Origin of the sequence: Nocardiopsis ansamitocini (assembly GCF_030268225.1) — a bacterium.
Classification (GTDB): Bacteria; Actinomycetota; Actinomycetes; order Streptosporangiales; family Streptosporangiaceae; genus Nocardiopsis_D; species Nocardiopsis_D ansamitocini.
The window spans coordinates 39,338-56,595 of sequence record NZ_BSQG01000006.1 but is presented as its reverse complement, the minus strand read 5'-3'; the positions used below and the strand labels follow the sequence as shown (position 1 = coordinate 56,595).

General features: G+C 69.8%; 18 protein-coding genes. 6 read left to right on the top strand and 12 right to left on the bottom strand.

Going from position 1 to position 17,258, the window contains the following annotated elements; genetic code table 11:
- Positions 1 to 466: 466 nt before the first annotated feature.
- On the bottom strand, positions 467 to 949 hold the full coding sequence (locus QSJ59_RS17410; RefSeq protein WP_285760658.1) for a hypothetical protein: 483 nt from the start codon (positions 947 to 949) through the stop codon (positions 467 to 469).
- A 531-nt stretch (positions 950 to 1,480) separates the two neighbouring features.
- Here QSJ59_RS17410 and QSJ59_RS17405 point away from each other — a divergent pair.
- A complete protein-coding gene (locus QSJ59_RS17405; RefSeq protein WP_285760656.1) occupies positions 1,481 to 2,653 on the top strand; it encodes a hypothetical protein in 1,173 nt (390 codons plus the stop codon).
- Between the two features lie 9 nt (positions 2,654 to 2,662).
- Here the strand turns inward: QSJ59_RS17405 and QSJ59_RS17400 are convergent, their stop codons facing one another.
- Positions 2,663 to 3,898, bottom strand: a complete 1,236-nt coding sequence (locus QSJ59_RS17400; protein ID WP_285760655.1) for an MFS transporter — start codon at positions 3,896 to 3,898, stop codon at positions 2,663 to 2,665.
- 153 nt (positions 3,899 to 4,051) lie between these two features.
- Here QSJ59_RS17400 and QSJ59_RS17395 point away from each other — a divergent pair, with 153 nt between their 5' ends.
- The 4 genes from QSJ59_RS17395 (at position 4,052) to QSJ59_RS17380 (ending at position 7,596) form a co-directional block, all read left to right on the top strand.
- Positions 4,052 to 4,630, top strand: coding sequence for a sugar O-acetyltransferase (locus tag QSJ59_RS17395; RefSeq protein ID WP_285760653.1), 579 nt, complete (start codon positions 4,052 to 4,054; stop codon positions 4,628 to 4,630).
- Between the two features lie 9 nt (positions 4,631 to 4,639).
- Positions 4,640 to 5,206 carry a TetR/AcrR family transcriptional regulator gene (locus tag QSJ59_RS17390; RefSeq protein ID WP_285760652.1) on the top strand — a complete coding sequence of 189 codons (567 nt, stop codon included), beginning with the start codon at positions 4,640 to 4,642 and terminating at the stop codon, positions 5,204 to 5,206.
- A gap of 237 nt (positions 5,207 to 5,443) precedes the next feature.
- On the top strand, positions 5,444 to 6,232 hold the full coding sequence (locus QSJ59_RS17385; protein WP_285760651.1) for an alpha/beta fold hydrolase: 789 nt from the start codon (positions 5,444 to 5,446) through the stop codon (positions 6,230 to 6,232).
- Positions 6,233 to 7,029: 797 nt separating this feature from the next.
- A complete protein-coding gene (locus QSJ59_RS17380) occupies positions 7,030 to 7,596 on the top strand; it encodes a DUF4352 domain-containing protein (protein ID WP_285760650.1) in 567 nt (188 codons plus the stop codon).
- Positions 7,597 to 7,711: 115 nt separating this feature from the next.
- On the opposite strand, the gene QSJ59_RS17375 is transcribed toward QSJ59_RS17380, so the two are convergent.
- From QSJ59_RS17375 to QSJ59_RS17330, 10 genes are all read right to left on the bottom strand, one after another.
- The gene (locus QSJ59_RS17375) at positions 7,712 to 8,107 is read right to left on the bottom strand and encodes a YunG family protein (protein WP_285760649.1); all 396 of its coding nucleotides are present in this window, start codon (positions 8,105 to 8,107) and stop codon (positions 7,712 to 7,714) included.
- Between the two features lie 136 nt (positions 8,108 to 8,243).
- Positions 8,244 to 8,573 carry a hypothetical protein gene (locus QSJ59_RS17370; RefSeq protein WP_285760648.1) on the bottom strand — a complete coding sequence of 110 codons (330 nt, stop codon included), beginning with the start codon at positions 8,571 to 8,573 and terminating at the stop codon, positions 8,244 to 8,246.
- Between the two features lie 123 nt (positions 8,574 to 8,696).
- Positions 8,697 to 9,305: a bifunctional DNA primase/polymerase gene (locus tag QSJ59_RS17365; RefSeq protein WP_285760647.1), complete on the bottom strand. Its 609-nt coding sequence runs from the start codon at positions 9,303 to 9,305 to the stop codon at positions 8,697 to 8,699.
- Between the two features lie 196 nt (positions 9,306 to 9,501).
- Entirely contained in the window at positions 9,502 to 10,485 is a 984-nt protein-coding gene (hemB, locus tag QSJ59_RS17360) for a porphobilinogen synthase (protein WP_285760646.1), read from the bottom strand.
- 32 nt (positions 10,486 to 10,517) lie between these two features.
- Positions 10,518 to 12,203, bottom strand: coding sequence for a bifunctional uroporphyrinogen-III C-methyltransferase/uroporphyrinogen-III synthase (locus QSJ59_RS17355; RefSeq protein WP_285760645.1), 1,686 nt, complete (start codon positions 12,201 to 12,203; stop codon positions 10,518 to 10,520).
- A 61-nt stretch (positions 12,204 to 12,264) separates the two neighbouring features.
- Positions 12,265 to 13,215, bottom strand: coding sequence for a hydroxymethylbilane synthase (gene hemC / locus QSJ59_RS17350; protein WP_285760644.1), 951 nt, complete (start codon positions 13,213 to 13,215; stop codon positions 12,265 to 12,267).
- 1 nt (position 13,216) lies between these two features.
- Entirely contained in the window at positions 13,217 to 14,659 is a 1,443-nt protein-coding gene (locus QSJ59_RS17345; protein WP_285760643.1) for a glutamyl-tRNA reductase, read from the bottom strand.
- 85 nt (positions 14,660 to 14,744) lie between these two features.
- Complete coding sequence (locus QSJ59_RS17340; protein WP_285760642.1) at positions 14,745 to 15,437, bottom strand: redox-sensing transcriptional repressor Rex; 693 nt, start codon at positions 15,435 to 15,437, stop codon at positions 14,745 to 14,747.
- A gap of 199 nt (positions 15,438 to 15,636) precedes the next feature.
- Positions 15,637 to 15,864 carry a glutaredoxin family protein gene (locus QSJ59_RS17335; RefSeq protein ID WP_285760641.1) on the bottom strand — a complete coding sequence of 76 codons (228 nt, stop codon included), beginning with the start codon at positions 15,862 to 15,864 and terminating at the stop codon, positions 15,637 to 15,639.
- A gap of 63 nt (positions 15,865 to 15,927) precedes the next feature.
- Positions 15,928 to 16,188, bottom strand: coding sequence for a MoaD/ThiS family protein (locus tag QSJ59_RS17330; RefSeq protein WP_285760640.1), 261 nt, complete (start codon positions 16,186 to 16,188; stop codon positions 15,928 to 15,930).
- Positions 16,189 to 16,294: 106 nt separating this feature from the next.
- On the opposite strand from QSJ59_RS17330, the gene QSJ59_RS17325 reads away from it, so the two are divergent.
- A complete protein-coding gene (locus QSJ59_RS17325) occupies positions 16,295 to 17,053 on the top strand; it encodes a winged helix-turn-helix domain-containing protein (protein ID WP_285760639.1) in 759 nt (252 codons plus the stop codon).
- Positions 17,054 to 17,258: the final 205 nt, after the last annotated feature.

The window sequence follows — 17,258 nt, the reverse complement described above, 5'->3', positions numbered from 1 at the left end:
TCAAGACACGCGGAGCTGCAATCATGGAGGTGGGTTGCGCCGGAGCGCCGGTGATCGCTCAGTGCCCGGCCGCAGCACCGCCGAACCGACCGAAACGACCGGTTGGGCCACCGAACCAGGCCGCGCCGGAGGGGTGGATGCTGCGAACGGTCGCGGACAGCGCGCCCGCATCCCGCGACCGTTCGCCTCGCGTGGCCACGCCCCCGGCAGAGTGTCGGCCACTGCGTCCCCATCGTCACAGGCGTGCGCCCTTCCCCCCAGATGCGCCAGTCACGAAAACCCGATGACATCTGTCACCGCGTGGCGGCAGGCAGCCACTGCACCGCTCGTCGGTTCCGGCATCGGTGAACGGTCGAGCAGGGCGTCGAACGATCCGGCATACGTGCGCGCAGCCGTGCCCGACGCACGGCCCGGCACTCATTGCGGCCGTCAGGGCAGTCGGGCCGGACGGTGACCACGACCCGCCTCAGCCGTCCTGCCCCGGCCCTCGCGGATCGTCGTGCTGCCCCCCGATCACGTCGCGGCCCGCCCGTGCCACCCGCTGATCGAGGTGATCGCCACGGTAAGCGGTGGCGGCGACTCCACCGTGGATGGTGCGGGCCTGCACCGCGATCCCCGACACGTCACCCGTGATCGTGTTCGCGACCCCGCTCTCTTCCGCGCGGGGGGCGAGCTCCTCCAGGAGAGCGCGCAATTCCTGGACCGCCTCGGGGTTGTCGGTGAGCAGGCGCCGCAGCTTCGGCTTCCACTCGCCCACGACCTCCTCCGCCAGCTCCGGGCCGGCAAGCGCATCGAGGCGGGAGCGTTCCAGCTCCGCGACCACGCCCGTGGCGGCACGGCCGAACAGGCCCGCGAAGCGGTCCCGTACGGCCTCCCAGCCGTCGGTGATCATGGCCTGTACCAACGTCGTGGCCGCGCTCGCCGCCAGTGTCACCGCTATCGGGTCCATTTCGCCTCCTCAACCGATCCGATCCCGCGCCGAGTAGCACCAGGATTGACGGACAGGCCAGGATAGTTCTCCCCGCTCGGCCGCCGCTTGCCCCGGCCGCAATCGGCCACTTTCCCCACCTGGGGCGTCGGAGCCGCGACGGCCCCGACCCGACGGTAGAGCGGACGGGGCGGCCCTGATCGAACGGCTCGGACCGCCCGGTTCCACCGAACCGTTCTGCGAGCGAGCGCCCGGGGCCTGTCCAAGGCGTCGGACCTCACGATCGGCGTGTCCGCGCCATCGCCGTCCGAGTCGAGGCCCTGGGGAAGGAGTTCGTGACCTGAGCGGCCCCGGCTCCGGGGAAGCCTGTTCGACGATGGCCGCACCACTCCCGTGGTACCTCCCGCGCAGATGGGAACCACCTTTGCGAACCGTCGGGCAACCTTTCCCTTTGGGCCGCATCCGGCCAAAAAGGGACGCCGGACCGGCCGTCCGGGAAAGTACCCGGTCAACCGGCAGTTGCCCGCGCTGCCCCGGCCCGCAGGGAGCACCGTGTCGACGAGGCTCGCACTCATCCGTTATCTCGCCCGCGACATCTACCTCGACCCCAACGAAGACGACCTCGGATTCAGTCGCCATCCCGGGCTCTGGGACGAATTGCGCACGACCCCTGAAGGGCGGCGTCGCAGCATCAGCCGAGGCGAACTCCAGTGCCAGGGATGCGTCTCCATCGGCCGCGCCTCACCCTGGGTCCATCTGCGCGAACAACGCGACGGCAGTCGGCAGATCGTGCACCACGGCTCTGCCGAGGGCCCCTGCCATGAACCCGAAAGCGACGAGCACAAGGCGTGGAAGGAACGGGTGGCGGCAGATGCCCAGCGCGCCGGATACAGCGTGGTTGTCGAAGCCACAGCCGCTCGCCGCGCCCCCACATCCGATGTCGTGGTGCACGGCGACGGTCTGGACCTGGGCTGGAGGATTCAGCTGAGTCGCCTGCGGCGAGCGACGGTCGTCCGGCACGCCGGTCTCGCCCGCCGGGATGGGCTCACCCCTTCCTGGCTGACCACCGACGGCCGGTCGCCCCTCGTCGACCGGGTGCCCTGGACCCTGGCCAACGACATGCCCTGGCAGACCGTCCTGCGTGACCGTTCCCTGCGGGTGGCGGGAGGCGTGTACCGGCTTCGCTACCCGCTGTGCAAGGACCTCGGCGGCGTCTGCCCCGATCCAGTACCCGGACGCCTGACTGTCGACTGCGGTAAACGACACTCCCACTGGGAGGCGGTACGCCTGCTCGTAGAGGAACTGGTGGGTGCGACCGCCGGCGGCGTCTACGTTCCCATGGCCATCCCAACCCCCGACGGCGGCGTCGTACGACGCTGGGTACCGGCTTCCGACCGCGAACGCTACGCACACGCCATCAAGAAACCCTGTACCGAGGAGACCTTGTCCCCTGCGTTCCCCGGAAGGGTGCCCCACCCCCGTACCCCGGACCGGGAGAACTGGAACGACTCCCCCCTGCACACCCCCGGGCAGGACCGGCGAACCGCACCGCGCCGCGGGAGCACACCTCTCTGCGAACCGCGCCTGCCCGTGCACACGATAAGCGCACAGTCGGCCACCACGACCGCCCTGCTCACCCAGGACGGCTGCCTCCACGGGTGCGCCGGCCCCGCTCGCCTCTACCTGGGCGGATGGCGCTGCCCGGCCCACGCTCCCCGATCGTGACCGTCCCGGTCACGATCGTCTGGCCTCCGGGGTGGATCGGGTCGGCAGGAATCCGGAGAGCACGACGGCCACCAGCCCCGCGAGCGGGACGACCACCAGGCCGTAGCGCAGTGCGGTCGCGTCGGCGACGAGTCCCACCACGGGCGGGGAGAGCAGGAAACCGAGCCGCATCAGCCAACTCAACATCGTCAGACCGCTGCCGGAGCGCAGACCGGGGAGTTGGTCCGCGGTGTGCATGGCCGCGGGCGCCAGGGTGGCGATCCCGAGACCGGCCAGCCCGAAGCCGATGATCGTGCCCCCGATGGTGGGAAAGACCAGGGCAAGCCCCATCCCGAGGGCGGTGGTCGCTCCGCCGACCCTGGCGACGGCCCGTTGGCCGAACCGGTCCACCAGGCCGTCGCCGATGATGCGGCCCACGAACTGCATTCCGGCGAGCGCCACGAAACCCAGTGCGGCGACCGTCGGGGCCGCCCCCAGAGACCCCGACAGGTAGAGGGCTGCCCACGTGCCTCCTGAGTCCTCCACGAGAGAACCGCTGACCGCGATCATGCCGAGGGCCAACAGGATCGCGTAGGTGCCCAGGCGCGCGGCTGCGCGGGTCCCGGAGGCGGCCTCGTCCTGTACGGCCGCCTCCCCTTCGACGCGCGTGGGCTCGGGCCCGGCGAGCAGGAACCGGTAACACAGGAGGTTGACGAGGGAGAAGACGAGCGCGGAGGCGGCCAGGTGCAGCCCCGGAGGGATGCCCAGGCCGGCGGCCGCTCCGCCCATCAGCCCCCCGAGCATGGCCCCCACACTCCAGATCGCGTGGAAGGAGTTGAGGATCGAGCGGCCGTAGCGACGCTGCACGCGCAACCCGTGGGAGTTCTGGGCGACGTCGGCGACCGAGTCCAGTGCACCGACCATGAACAGCGCCGCGCCCAGGAGGACCAGCATCGGCGAGACCCCGGCCAGGAGGACGCACACGCTCGACGCCACCATGCAGGCCACCGCCACGCGGGAGGAACGAAAACGCCTGATCAGCATCCCGGCCAGCAAACCGGAGGAGAGAGCGCCCAACGGACCGGCGGCCACGGCCAGCCCGAACTCGGCGTTGGTCGGCTCCAGACTCGCCACGATCGCCGGGTAGCGCGGGATCAGGTTGGCGGGCACCGCCCCGTTGGTGAGGAAGAGCAGTGCCACGGCGATTCGGGCACGACGGTCCTCCGGGGCCACCGGGACGGGGGATGCACTGATGGTCGCAGTCATAAGGGTGCGTCTGTCTTCACGGGGACACAAAAGGGCGTGCGAGCAAGGGGCGGCACGGGGAAGAGCCGGCTCGGAGACCGTCGGCTCCGAGGGTTCCCGGGGAAAACGAACTTCCAATGTACGATCGTACGTCAGAAGAGTACGATCGTACATATGAAGGACTACTTCGCGGGGGACCCCCGAACCAACCGTGAACGCATGCTCGCCGGCGACCTCTACATCGCCGACGACCCCGACATCGCCCGGGAATCGCAGCGGGCCGTGCGACTGGCCGCCGAGTATCTGGCCGCCTCTGTCCAGAACCCCGAAACCGCGCGCCCGATCCTCGTCGAACTCCTCGGCTTCCTCGGTGAGGAGGCCGTCATCAGGCCCCCACTGGCCGTGGACTACGGCAGCTACATCTCCGTGGGCGCGCGCACCTTCATCAACTTCAACTTCACCGCCCTGGACGTCGCGCCGATCACGATCGGCGAGGACTGCCAGATCGGCCCGAACGTGCAGTTGCTGACGCCCACGCATCCCGTTGAACCGCAGCAGCGACGTGACAAACTTGAGGCAGCCGAGCCGATCGTGATCGGCGACAACGTGTGGCTCGGCGGCGGGGTGATCGTCCTGCCCGGAGTCACGATCGGGGACAACAGCGTCGTCGGCGCGGGCGCAGTCGTGACCAAGGACATCCCCGCCGACGTGGTCGCCGTCGGCAACCCGGCACGGGTGATCCGGTCGATCTAGGAGGCGGCAGTGGCGACCAGGCGGGTGGACCCCGAGCGGCGGGACCGGATCATCGCCGCCGCCACCTCGCTGATCGCCGAGGTGGGGGTCGCAGGGACCTCACACCGCAAGGTCGCCGCCCGGGCCGACGTGCCTCTCGGGTCCATGACCTACCACTTCGAGAACATGGACGAGCTGCTGCGCGAGGTCTTCACCCGATTCTCGATCACGATCAGCGACCGGTTCGAGAAGCGCCTCTTCGCGGCCACCACCCCGGACGAGGCCCGGCGCGCGGTCGCGGACCTCGTCCACCAGGACCTCGCGGACTCACCGCGCGACCTCGTACTGACCCACGAGCTCTACACCCTGGCCGCGCGCGATCCCGCATACCGCCAGCTCACACGATCGTGGATGCACCGCAGCAGGAACGCCCTCGAACAGCACTTCGATCCGCTGACCGCACGACAGGTGGACGCGCTGATCGAGGGTCTGGTCATCCATCGGGCGCTGGAGACCGAACCCCACGATCGCGCACTGACCGTCGACGCGATCGCGCGCCTGACCGCTGGTACGGGGGAACGGCTCACGGAGAGTTGATCGGGGCCGGTTCCAACGGACGGCCACCGGGTCGCCTCCCCGGTACGCGGCGGCCTCCGGAAGGCACAACGGGGCCCTGTCGCCAGATCCCGGGGACACGAAAAGCGCGGCGGACCGGTTCGCGCCGCTCGCGGCCGTGTTGTACCGATGGAACCCGACACGTGTCCGGTCTCCCGCGCGCAACAGGCCCGACGGTACCTACCGCGCGGCACCGGCCCCTTCCGAAAGGACGCAGCTGTGCCGCACGCGACGAGCCCGGACGGGACCCGCATCGCCTACCAGCCCAGGGGTGAGGGCGCACCGCTCGTCCTGCTGGCGGGGCAGGCGAACAACCACCACTGGTGGGACGACGTCCGCGACGACTTCCCCGATCACCGCACCGTCACGCTCGACTACCGCGGCACCGGGGAGAGCGACAAACCCGACGCGCCCTACAGCACCGAAGGCTTCGCCGAAGACGTGGTAGCGGTGCTGGACGACCTCGGTGTCGAACGGGCTGACGTCTACGGCACGTCGATGGGTGGACGCGTCGCCCAGAAGCTCGCGGCCCGCCATCCCGACCGGGTCCGCTCCCTCGTACTGGGCTGCACGTCGCCCGGCGGCCGGCACAGCGTCGAACGCGACAACGAGGTGCGCAGGTCGCTGGCGGGGACGGACCCGACCGCGACCAGGTGGGCCCTGCTCGAACTGATGTACACACCGGCCTGGCTGGCGACCCACCCGGGCCCCTACCCGACCCTCGGTGACCCCGACATGCCGCCACACGCCAAACGTCGGCACCTGGTGGCCAGCAACCAGCACGACGCGTGGGACGCACTGCCCGCCGTCTCGGCACCCACCCTGGTGGTGCACGGAACCGACGACCTGCTCAACCCTGCCGCGAACGCGTACCTGATCGCGGACCGCATCCCCGGCGCCCGGCTCGAACTGATCCCCGGAGCGCGGCACGCCTACTTCGAGGAGTTCCGTGCCGTCGCGAGCCCACTCGTGCTGGCGTTCCTTGCCGAAGCGGCCCTCCGGCCCTAGGACAACTCCAGGGGCGCGACGGACGAGGAGCGACCCGTAGAACTGCGGCCCGGCGGCCGGGGAGGTCTCCGGCCGTGTGGCGGACTGGGCCTCCCAAGGACGCGCCGTCGATCCTTTGACCTGCTGAGATACCGAATCCTCCTGGCCGCAGCAGCTTGAGGCGGAGCGCACGCGGGCGCCGGCCCCGGGCTCCGTCCGTCCAGGACCGATGGGGCCGGACCGCTCGTCGCGCTGTTTCGCGGAGGCTGGGCCGATGGGGACTTCGCGGTGGATCAGGAAGCGGGGGTGATCCCCACGAGTGGCACCACCTCGGCCTCGACGTTCGGGGCCCTCGTGGACGACTGGGACCCGGTGCTTCGGCCCACGCGGGGCGACGCGCTCCCCCGGGCGCGTCCCACCTGTGAGCAAGGGACCTGGGCGGAGCGACTGCCCGCGTTGGTCGGCATCGCGCCCCGGCGTGGCACTCCCGCACGTTCGTCACCGGCGTGGGGCGATGGTCCCGGCCGACGCTCGATCGACAACAATCACGCAGGGTCGTCAAGCCATCAGCGTGGCGGCCTGACCTGGACAGCACGGGGACACTGAGCAGGCACGGCGCCCTTGCGCGTGCCCGCCCGGCGTTGTTCGGCGCCGGACACACCGACCAGGGCGTGTGGCACCGTCCCAAAATCTGACGAAGATCAGCTCCAGCGGTGACCGATACCGGCAACTGGAAGATTTCTAACGCTTGGCCCCGTTATGGTCCGATATGTCGGCGCGACACAACGTCGCCCCCCATCCCCCTTCAGGAGAACCCATTGCAGCCCCAATCCCCCTACCCCCAGCCCGGCGGTCAGCCCAAGAAGAAGTCCCCACTGCTGTGGGGGTGCCTCGGTTGCAGTGGCCTGCTCGTCCTGTTTCTGATCATCGGCGGTATCGGTGCCGCACTGACCAGCGGTGGCGGCGGCGAGGCCACCGGCGGTTCGGCCTCGGAGTCCGTGGAACCGGCCGCTGACGGCGCAGCCGACGACGCGGTCGAGGAACAGGAGGGCCCGGTCACGCTGGAGGCGCAGGCGGCCGAGTTCGTGCCGAGCGTTCTCGCCGACGGCAGCGACTACACGAGCGTCCAGGTCACGGTGACCAACAACGGTGAGGAATCGGTGGAGGTCAACCCGTTGTTGTTCTCCATCACCGACGACAGCGGCACCAAGCACTCCACCGCCGGCGGCCTGGGCATGGCGGAAGGCCAGATCGACACCCTCACGCTCGACGCCGGCGAGAACGCCACCGGAGTGGTCACCGCGAAGGGTTCATTCGTTCCCGCCTCGGTGGAGTTCGCTGAGGGCTTGTTCGGCGACAACACCATCAAGGCCTCCGTGCAGTAGCCCCGGCGGACACCGACTCCTTCCCGGTTCGCTCCTCGGCCCGTCCCGACCAGGAAATACCGATCGCGGGCGGGACGGACGCCCGGCCGAGGGCGGGGAAGCGGCGGTGTCCTTCCTAGCGTTGCCGGCCGCTGTGGAGTCGATCCACCACCCGGTTGTGCAGGAGTTCGTACTCCATGCGCAACCGGGTGATTCTGGGCGGCCGAGGGATGACGCGTCCCCCGGTGACGACTTCCTCCGAACGAAACTGTTCGCGGGTGAGATCGATCTCCACCCCCATCCCCAGGCTGTTCCACCAGTGGTAGTCCGTCTGTTCTCCCCCGACCCGGACCTCTCCGCGGATCAGCGCACCGCCGAGCAGGTCGTTGAGCACAAGGGCGGTCACACCGCACTGGTTGCGGGCCGGATTGTCCCTGCTCCAGTACGGCCGAAAATCCGGTGTGCACGTATCGGCGTCCCAACTGGCGCGCACGGCACGCTCGATGTCGGCGAGGAGCAACGGGATCTGCATGGCGGCCATCATCGCAGCGGACGTCACCGCCCGGCCGCCGTCACCCGGGGAGAGTCCAGGCCGGAGGCGCAACCGCCCCCTGCGCCTCACCAGGCCGGGACCACCAGGAGAGCGCGCCACGGAACCGGCGGGCGACTCACCTTCCGACCTCCACCGCCAGGATGGTCTGCCCGGGAATGCGGTCGGAACCCGTGTGGGAGCGGGCCCGGCAACGACGGCAGGTCACCGGCTCGGACACGGCGCGCAGGCGCAACGGGTCGGCGGTGGCGTGGCAGGCCACACCGGGGACCGGGAGGCCCGCCCACATCTGGGTGGTGAGCGCGTGCACCACGCGGGCATCGCCGATCACGGCGCCGTGGGCGTCGGCGAGGTCCTCGCGGACCCTCCTGAGCTGGGCCACCAGGTGCTCGACGACCGGGTCGTCGACAGTGACCAGGGGTGGCTGGGAGTGCACGGGGAGAGGCATACCCCAAGTGTGCCCGCCTCCGCGGACAGGACCACGCGGCCACGCGCGCAAGCGCCGTGTCCGACGCGCGTCATGACGATCGTCCCTCGGCAGCGGCCGGGCACCGGCGCCGAAGAAGTGGGATCACGCCTCGTAGACGTCGGCGAGAAGGCTCAGCGCGGCGATCGGGTCCGGCAGGACCGGTGGCGTAGCGCCCAGGACGAAGGCCGAACGGATCCAGGTCACCTCACCGTTGCCGGGAAGAACCGACCCCGGGGCCGGAACATAGCTGTCACGGCAGTGCCAGCGCAGACCGGGCGAGTCGTCGACGGTCTCGGGGACGCAGTCCAGACTGCAGGACCACCACTCGTCCTCGTCGACGGGTGATCGGGTGGCGACGAAGAACAGCGTGCGCAGACCGCCCACCGAGGCGACCGGCCCCGGGGCGAACCCGTGATGGGCGTCCATCCTGGCCAGGGCGAGCGTGCCCGTGTCGGCGGGGACGTCCAGGACGTCGAAGACCCGGCCGGTCGCCAAGATGATGTTGGCGTCGGGTTCGATCTTCCACCAGCGTTCCAGGACGGCGGCGTCAGTGGTGGCCTCGGTCGCCCAGGCAGCCGACATCGGGTGCACTCCGGGGTCCGGACAGCCCATGCGATCGCAGGTACACGAGCGGGGGCCGACCCGATCGGGGGACGCACCCCGGCACACCGGCCAGCCCAGAGCCGCATACTCCTGGGCCGACGCGAGCATGCCGCCCGGTTCCTGACGCTTGCGCCGTTTACGCCTACCGCTCAAAACGTCGGCCACTGGATATCCCCCTCGCGGTCGTGCCCGTCGGCTGACGCTCCGTGAGTGGAACCGGCTGGGCCGGGTGCACAGAGCATCGTGGTCGGTTCTTCGTCACCTCCCGACCTCGGACGGAGCCCGACCGGGAGAAGCTTCCCGGTTACCTGAGCAGGCGCGCTGCCTCGGTCGCCCAGTAGGTGAGGATCTGTCCCGCACCTGCCCGGCGGTAGGAGGTGAGGGTCTCCAGGATGACCCGCTCACGGTCCAGCCACCCGTTCTGGGCTGCTGCCTCCACCATCGCGTACTCCCCGCTGACCTGGTAGGCCGATACGGGGACCCGGACGGAGTCGGCGATCCTGGCCACGATGTCCAGGTAGGCGAGCCCCGGTTTGACCATCACCATGTCCGCACCCTCGGCGATGTCCAACTCGGCCTCGCGCAGTGCCTCCGACGCGTTGGCGGGATCCTGCTGATAGCTGGCGCGATCGCCGAACTGCGGTGCACACTCGGCTGCCTCGCGGAAGGGTCCGTAGAAGGCCGAAGAGTACTTGGCGGCGTAGGCGAGGATCGCGACGTCGGTACGGCCGGCCTTGTCGAGCGCGGTACGGATCGCGCCGACCTGGCCGTCCATCATTCCGCTGGGGCCGACCACCTGCACGCCCGCTGCGGCCTGGGCCAAGGCGATGGAGGCGTAGCGCTCCAAGGTCGCGTCGTTGTCCACCTCACCGGAGTCGGTGAGCAGGCCGCAGTGCCCGTGCGAGGTGTACTCGTCCAGACAGAGGTCGGCCATGAGCACGATGTCGTCGCCGAGGTCGGCGGAGAGATCCCGCAATGCCTTCTGCACGATGCCCGCGGGATCGTCGGCGGAGGAGCCGTGCTCGTCCTTGAATTCCGGGATGCCGAACAGCATGATGGCGCCCACTCCGGCCTCGACGGCCTCGTGGGCTGCCTTTCGCAGGCTCTCGCGGGTGTGCTGGTAGACGCCGGGCATGGACGACACCGGGTGCGGCGACTCGATGCCCTCCTTGACGAACATCGGCAGGATGAGCTCACCGGGGTGGACCCGCGTCTGTGCGACCAGGCGCCGCATAGCGGGCGTGGTGCGCAACCGGCGCGGACGGGCCACCGGGAAACGGGCGGTCATGGCGTTACCCCTTAACTACTGCTCGCGGAGCGTCAAAGCGTCTTGCGGCGACGGCCGCGGCGCTTCTGGCTGGGACGCAGGACGGGCTTCCCAGCCTCCACAGCCGCTTTCCGTTGTGCGGAACCGTACTGCGAAAGCGCCTCTGCCAGGGCTGAAACCGAGGTTTTGGGTGCGATGACGTCGACGCGCAGACCGAACTCCTCCGCGGTCTTCGCGGTCTCCGGACCAATCACGGCGATCACCGTGGTCGCATGCGGTTTCCCGGCGATACCGACCAGGTTGCGCACCGTGGAGGAGGAGGTGAACAGGACCGCGTCGAAGCCGCCCCCCTTGATGGCCTCACGGATCGGGGCGGGCGGCGGCGCGGCGCGCACGGTGCGGTAGGCGGTGACGTCGTCCACCTCCCACCCGAGGTCGGCGACGCCCGCGGCGAGGGTCTCGGTCGCGATGTCGGCACGCGGCAACAGGACGCGTTCGATCGGGTCGATCTCCGCGTCGTAAGGAGGCCACACCGCGACCAGTCCGGCACCGGACTGGTCGTGGGCCGGCGGGACGAGATCGGGCTGGATGCCGAAGGCCACCAACGCCGCAGCGGTCTGGTCGCCCACGGCCGCGACGCGCACGCCGGCGAAGGCGCGTGCGTCCAGGCCGTACTCCTCCAACCGCTCCCGGATGGCCTTGACCGCGTTGACCGAGGTGAAAGCGACCCACTGGTAGCGGCCGGTGACCAGGCCGCGCACGGCCCGCTCCATCTGCTGGGGGGTCCGGGGCGGCTCCACCGAGATGGTGGGGACCTCCTCGGGCACCGCACCGTATCCGCGCAGCTGCTCGGAGAGGCTCGCGGCCTGCTCACGGGTACGCGGGACGAGTACGCGCCAGCCGAACAGCGGACGGGTCTCGAACCAGGAGAGCTCCCGCTGTCGGCGCGCTCCCTCGCCGACCACCATGAGGGCCGGCTTGGTGACGGTGTGCCCCTTGGCGTCGGCGGCCTTGAGGTCCGCGGTGAGTCGCGCCAGCGTCGAGGAGACGGTGGTCTGCTCGGTGGTGGTCCCCATCCGGGTGACGGCGACAGGCGTGGTGTCGGGACGTCCGCCTGCGATGAGGGTCTTGCAGAGCCGGTCGAAGCCGGGGCCTCCCGCTCCGGGGTCCTCGTCGTCGGACGCATCGGGGAACATCACGAGCAGCGTGGCGTTTCCCTCCGCCGCGCGGTCCCAGTCGAGACCGGTCTCCTTGGCGTTGAGGACGCGCAGCTCCCCGATTCCCTCGGGCAGCAGCGGGAGCCCGGCGTAGGCGGGGACAGCCGTGACGGCCGACAGACCCGGCACGATCTCGTACTCGACATCGGCCGCGCGAGCGGCGGCGGCCAGGTCCGCGCCGCGGCAGCCCAGCAGCGGGTCCCCGCTGTAGAGGCGGACCACGCGCTGACCGTCGCGGGCGTGTGCCAGAGCCAACCCGTCGGCGTCGCCACCGCACTCGGCGGCGTCCACGACCAGGACGTCGGGGCGACAGTGGCTCAGCAGCGCCGGCCGGTACTTCGCGAGTTCCGGCCCGGGCTCGCGCAGCGTGAAGACGACATCGGCGCGCGCGAGAAGCGCGGCCCCCCGCAGGGTGAGCAGATCGGCGTCACCCGGGCCGGCCCCGACCAGGGCGATGTGGCCGACTGCGGGCTCGGCCGGCTTCTGCGACCCCGGCTCGCGGTTCTCGGTCTGCGCGTTCACTTGACTCCTTCGTACTTGCCTGGCCTGCCCCGGTGGTGCTGCGCGGATGGGACATCCAGTGCTAGCTGTCTCTCTGGGCCGCTTCTGCCACAATCCGGTCCGCCCCATGCGCGATCATCTCGCGCGCGAGGTCGCGGCCGAGGTGCGCGGCCGCCTCGACGGAGTCGGGGAAGTCGCTGGTGGAGACGGCGCGCTCCATGCGTACGGCCTCCGCGCCGTCGGTGGACACCACCGCGGCGCGCAGGCGCAGGCGCCCCTGCCCCGTGAACTCGGCATAGGCCCCGACGGGTGCGGCGCAGCCGGCCTCCAACTCGGCCAGGACCACGCGTTCGGCGGTAACGGCTGCCCTGGTTTCGAGGTGATCGACGGCGGTGAGGTAGTCCAGTGCGGCCACGCCGATGGGGCACTCCACGGCGAGCGCGCCCTGCCCAGGCGCGGGAAGCATCTGCTCTGGCTCGAACACGTCGGTGACGTCGTCGACGCGGCCCACGCGGACCAGACCGGCGTAGGCCAGTACGACCGCGTCGAGCTCACCGGAGGTCACCTTGCCCAGGCGGGTCTCGGCATTGCCGCGGATCGGCAGGTAGCGCAGGTCGGGCCGCAGCGCGGCCAGTTGGGCGACCCGCCTGGGCGAACCGGTGCCGATCGTCGCGCCGGCAGGCAGGTCGGCGAACTTGAGGCCGTCACGGGCGCACAGGGCGTCGCGGGGGTCGTCGCGTTCGGGGATCGCGGCGAGGGTGAGTCCGTCGGCGGGTGCGGTGGGCAGGTCCTTGAGGGAGTGCACGGCGAAGTCGACGCTGCCGGCCAGCAGCTCGTCGCGCAGCGCGTTGACGAAGACGCCGGTTCCACCGAGCTGGGTCAGGTGGGCCTTGGTGACGTCGCCGAAACTGGTGATGAGCACCAGTTCGATCGGGACACCGGTGTGCTCGGTGATGGCGTCCGCGACCAGCTGGGACTGGCTGGTGGCCATGGTGCTGCGGCGAGTGCCCAGGCGTGCGGGAACCGGGGCCATGTCAGCTCTCCTCGGCGGCGGGCTTGGGGGTGGCGACCGCGTCGGTGATCGCGGGGTCGAGGTCGAACAGAGCCCGCAGCGCCGCCTCGTACGCCCCTCCGTCGGGCTGGGCCGCGAGCTGCTTGACGCGGACCGTGGGCTGGTGCAGGAGCTTGTCCGCGACGCGGCGCAGGGCGTGGGTGATCTCACCCCGGGCCTTGTCGTCGAGGTCGGGAAGCCGCCCGTTCAACCGGGCGAGCTCGGTGTCGACGACCGTGCGAGCCTTGCCGCGCAGGGCGACGATGGTGGGAGCGACGCTCTCGGCGCGGCGCACCGACTGGTACTCGGCGACCTCCTCGTCCACGATGTCGCGAACGACGGAGACGTCTGCGGCGCTGGTGGCGGAGCCGGTGGCAGCCTGCGCGGCGGCGCGCAGGTCTTCGATGTCGATGAGGATCGCGCCGGGCAGCTCGCGGACGGCCGGGTCGATGTCGTGCGGCAGTGCGAGGTCCACGAACACCAGGGGGCGGCCCGGGCGGTTGCGGATGGCGGCTGCGACGTCGGGGGCGTCGAGGACGAGTCCCTGCGCTCCGGTACAGGAGATGACCAGGTCCACCTCTGCCAGGTGGGCGGCGGCGTCCGCAAAGGGAACGGCTCTGCCGGCCAGGGAGTCGTATGCCTCGGTGAGGCACTCGGCCAGGCGTGCGGCGCGTTCGAAGGTGCGGTTGGCCACGATGACGGAGCTGGCTCCCTGGCGGGCCACGGTGTTGGCCGACAACGCGCTCATCGAGCCCGCTCCGAGCACCATGACGCGGTAACCGGTGAGGTTCTGGGGCCGGGGCAGCGCGGCCGCGATCTCGCCGGCGATCCCCGCATGTGCGTCGTCCATGGGGCAGCGGGCGCCCGAACGGGCGGCGTCGGCGGAGGCCGCGGGCAGGTGTTGCTGGGCGACGGCGAGACCGAGGGTGACCATCCCCGCGCCGGCCTGGTCGAGGTGGGTGTCGGTGTGGGCGCGCTTGCCGACCCTCAGGGCCCGCTGGCCGAGGTCGTTGAGGACCCGGCCCAGCGTTCCCGCCTGCTGGGCGTCCTTGAGGGAGTTGCGGACCTGCCCCAGGATCTGGCCCTCACCCACGACCATCGAGTCCAGACCGCAGGCCACCGAGAACAGGTGCTGGACTGCGCGTTCCTCGTAGTGGACGTAGAGGTGGCGGGTGAGTTCACCGAGCGAGACGCCCGTGTGCCAGGAGAGCAGCTCGGAGATCGCGGCGACACCGGGGTGGAACTGGTCGACGTCGGCATAGACCTCGACGCGGTTGCACGTGGCGACCATCATCACCTCGTTGACCGCTGTCGCGCCCATGATCTCGGACATGACCTTGAGGCGCACCTCGCCACTCAGGGCAACGCGCTCAAGCAGCGCCACGGGCGAGCTTCGGTGGCTCATCCCAACGGCGAGGACACTCATCCGTACTCCAATGCAGGCACGTTGCTCAACGCTTTTGTCACGACTCGGCACCCGCCCGCCTACGCGCGCGCCGGCCCCGGCCACCTCACTGGTCCAGGGCGCCGACCCATTCGGGCCCTTTGTCCCCGCCGGCCTTGCGCTGTTCGTGGAAGGCGAGGATTTGGAGTTCGATGGATAGATCGACCTTACGCACATCCACATGGTCCGGCACATTGAGGACCATCGGAGCGAAGTTCAGGATGCTGGTCACTCCGGCACCGACGAACCGGTCACACACCCCCTGGGCCGCCGCGGCCGGGGTCGCGATGACGCATATGGAGACGTTCTCCTTGGCGACAACGTCTTCAAGAGTGTCAATATGCCGCACCTGAAGGCCCGCGACCTCATGGCCCACCATGGCCGGATCGGCGTCCAGGAGCGCGGCGATCCGGAAGCCCCGCGTGCCGAAACCCCCGTAGTTGGCGAGGGCGCGCCCGAGATTGCCCGCACCGGTGATCGCGACCGACCAGTCCTGGGTGAGACCAAGCTCACGGGAGATCTGGTAGATGAGGTACTCGACGTCATAGCCGACCCCGCGAGTTCCGTAGGACCCCAGGTGGGAGAGGTCCTTACGCAATTTTGCGGAGTTGACACCGGCCACCGAGGCCAGTTCCTCCGAAGACACAGTGGGCGTGCCACGCTCGCTCAGACCGTGCAGCGCCCTCAGGTAGAGCGGAAGCCTCGCGACTGTCGCCTCCGGGATTCCCCTCTCCCGAGGCCGTGGGGTACGGCTGGTCACAGGTGTGCGCTCCTGGGCGACTATCGGCGTTATTGATCCTCTTCGGACGCCTCGGACCGACGCGCCCCGATTCGGGGCGCCTCCGGTGTCCGCCGAGAACCGAACCGGAAAAGACCGTGCGTCCAGATTACGCCCTTGTGAATGCACGCACAAAGTGGATGCCGAATTAACAGAACCGCACGGCGGTCGGGACCGGGCGCTACTTCCCGGCCAGGGCCGCACGTAGCCGGGACTCGCTCACCCGCCAGAAATCGTGCTGCGCACCGTCGATGAAGGTGACCGGGATCTTCTCCCAGTACTCGTCCTTCTCCTCTTGATCGGAGCAGGTGATGTCGCGGACCTCGTAGGGGATGTCCAGGTCGGCGGCGACCCGCTCGATGACGGCCAGCGCCTCGTCGCAGAGATGGCAGCCCGGTTTGCCCAACATCGTAATGACGTGAGGCGTTTCACTGTGACGTCGACCTGATTTCCACAACGGCATAACCGCTGATCACCCTCCTGCGAACGGCGGAAGGACCTCGACGACCCATCCGTTGGACAGCGACACGCCCGCGGGCGGACGTTTTCCCACAGACACCCCGTTCACCAGCAGAGACGAGCGACGCAGCACCTCAAGGAACCGGTGATCGCCGCTGCGCCTGCCCCTTACCAGGTCAAGTGCCTCGGCCAGGGAGTCGGCGTCGAGGGTCTCCTCCCCCGTGCCGGCAGCATCTTTGGCCGCTGCCCAGTACCGCATGGTCCCGTTTGCCATTGATTGATTATCCTTGTGTTTACTCGGAGGCAATTTCCACAGCATTTTCACCGAGGGCAATGGGGCCTTCGATCAGCCGCGCAGCGCGGGCGACGGGAAGAAGCGCATGAGCCATCTCCTGCTACTGACGAACTCCAACGAACCGTCCGACCATGTCCTGCCCGCACTCGGGCTGCTCCTGCACTCGGTGCGGATCGCGCCCGCGGAGGCCAGCGCCCTGCTGACCCCCGGTCACGACCGTACGGCGGGCCTGCCGGTGGACGCCATCCTGGTGGACGCCCGGACCGACCTCGCAGCGGTGCGCAACCTGTGCCGCCTGCTCAACACCACGGGGCTCGACTGCCCGCTCATCACCATTCTCACCGAGGGCGGCGTCGCCGCACTCACCCCGGACTGGCAGGTGACGGACTTCCTGCTCACCTCCGCCGGACCGGCCGAGGTCGAGGCCCGGCTGCGTCTGTCGATCGGCCAAGCCGACAGCGCCACCGACGACCCCGACGAGATCCGCCGCGGCGACCTCACCATCGACGAGGCCACCTACATCGCGCGGTTGCGCGGGCGCATCCTGGACCTGACCTTCAAGGAGTTCGAGCTCCTGAAGTTCCTCGCCCAGCACCCGGGCCGGGTTTTCACCCGAGCACAACTGCTGCAGGAGGTGTGGGGATACGACTACTTCGGAGGCACCCGCACCATCGACGTCCATGTGCGGCGTCTGCGCGCCAAGCTCGGCAGCGAATACGAGTCGCTGATCGGCACCGTGCGCAACGTGGGGTACCGGTTCGTCCCCGATCCCGCCACCAAGGCGGCGAGCGAGGAGGCCGCACGGCAGGTCGAAACCCCGGAGCAGCTCGCCAACCGGGTCTGAGCCGGGAGTGGACACGCGGCTTCCAGGAACCCGGGGCAGGGTGATTCCTTCGTTACGGATCGTCACTCAAGGCTCGTCATCCAGGGCCGGAACGCTTAAGATGCTGGACAGCAGTCGCTGTGCGGCCGGTTTCGCGAGAAATCGGCCGCATTGCACGGAAACGGGCTAGGCACACCCGGGCGACTGGGTTAATTTGGGACGCCCA